A 1,157-nucleotide genomic window follows, 5' to 3' on the forward strand; every position below is an offset into this window, starting at 1 on the left:
TCGAGTAGGGCGTTTTCGCCTTATGCTGCCGGCTTGTTTCGTTTTTGGCATCTCCTCGATTCTGACTGGCTTGGTTAGCCAGTTTGAATGGGCTTTAGTCACTCGTGTTGTTACGGGCATTGCTAGCGCAGGAATGCTGCCAATCGCATTTGCGTTGGCTGGTGATGCAAAAGGTGGGCGCTCGATGCGGCAGATTGTGATGGTGCAAGCTGGATTGACATTAGGCATGATAACCAGCCCTGCTATCGGCGCACTGATCACACAGCTCTTATCATGGCGAGCAGCTTTTATCATTTTAGGGATGGCGGCACTTGCTGTTGGGGCCTTAGTTTGGGGATGCATGAGAGAGCCTCACGATCAGAACGAGCGGTTAATGACATTACCTCCCGTTATAGAGGCATTTCGCCTTCCTGGAGCGTTGGGTGCGATTGCGGCTATGTGTTTTGGCTTAGGTGGTGGTATTGGTGTGTTCAATCTCATTGGGCTCAATATGCGAGATGTCGCGGGACTGTCGATAAGTTGGATTGGCATGATGTACGCAGCTTTAGGAATCGTGAGTGTTCTTGGAAATCTACTCACGACTCGAGCTTCTCATCGCCTTGGAAGTGGCCGAGCTGTAATGCGTATTGCGCTTATGGTGTGCATGCCATGTAGCATCTGGGTATTTGCGTGTGGTGCGAGCCAATTCGTGGCCTATCTTCCCATATTGGCAATTTGGTCGTTGGCAGGCGGTATAGGCTCTCCGGCTCTACAGGCTTATATAGCGAGCTTATCGGATGAATATCGAGGAGTTTTAATGTCATCTGCGATGAGCATGATGCATTTTGGCGTCGCAATTTGGTCTGCGCTTGCTGGATTTGCCTATGATGTAGGGAGTGAATGGGTCGCTGTATTGGCCGTATTACTCTTTGGCTTCGCTATCGCAGCATTGAAGCCCATTCAGGAAACGGAGCAACTCCAGCGCTACTCATAAAAGAGTGTGAATCGCGTGATGCGAAAGTGTCACGCGTATTTCTTCACTAATATTTTTAGATCAGTAGATAAAGAAAAGCCGCTACCCAAAGGTAACGGCTTGTTCCAAATACTTTTGAAATCCGGTCTTAGTTCATGCCGTATTTCTTAAGTTTCTTGCGAAGAGTACCGCGGTTGATACCCAT

General features: G+C 48.8%; 1 protein-coding gene. It reads left to right on the forward strand.

The genetic code is table 11. From position 1 onward, the window contains the following. A partial coding sequence (locus tag R7Z78_RS24560) for an MFS transporter (RefSeq protein WP_169643801.1) occupies positions 1-973 on the forward strand: 973 nt, incomplete at its 5' end. Between the last annotated feature and the right edge of the window lie 184 nt (positions 974-1,157).

Origin of the sequence: Vibrio sp. 1167 (genome assembly GCF_033340375.1) — a bacterium.
In the GTDB taxonomy this organism is placed as follows: Bacteria; Pseudomonadota; Gammaproteobacteria; order Enterobacterales; family Vibrionaceae; genus Vibrio; species Vibrio alginolyticus.